Annotated in this window: 1 protein-coding gene; it reads right to left on the bottom strand. The window is 70.2% G+C overall.

Annotation, left to right across the window (positions count from 1 at the left end; translation table 11 throughout):
* Positions 1-255: flagellar M-ring protein FliF C-terminal domain-containing protein (locus tag SB753_RS39185; RefSeq protein ID WP_410805435.1), on the bottom strand; the 255-nt coding region annotated here is incomplete at both ends.

The following is a 255-nucleotide window of genomic DNA, read 5'->3' as shown; positions in this document are numbered from 1 at the left end:
CGGTCGCTGACCGGCGTCGTCGTCACACCGCCGCTCGCGCCGGCGGGCGCATTGATCGGCGCGGAGGCGGGCTGGGGCGGCTGGTTCGACAGCGCGCCCGGCACGCCCGAGGCGCCGCCTTGCGACATTTCGGTTGCGGTGCTCGATTGCTGGCTGCGAATCGCGGCCTGTTGCGGATTGCCGTTCGGGCCGTAGTTTTCCGACGTCTGTTCGCTGCGCGAGAAGTCGATGTCGGCGCTCACCTGCGAATGCGCA

The organism is Paraburkholderia sp. SIMBA_053 (assembly GCF_046534895.1).
GTDB lineage: Bacteria > Pseudomonadota > Gammaproteobacteria > Burkholderiales > Burkholderiaceae > Paraburkholderia > Paraburkholderia caledonica.
This window is presented reverse-complemented; position numbering and strand designations above follow the sequence as displayed.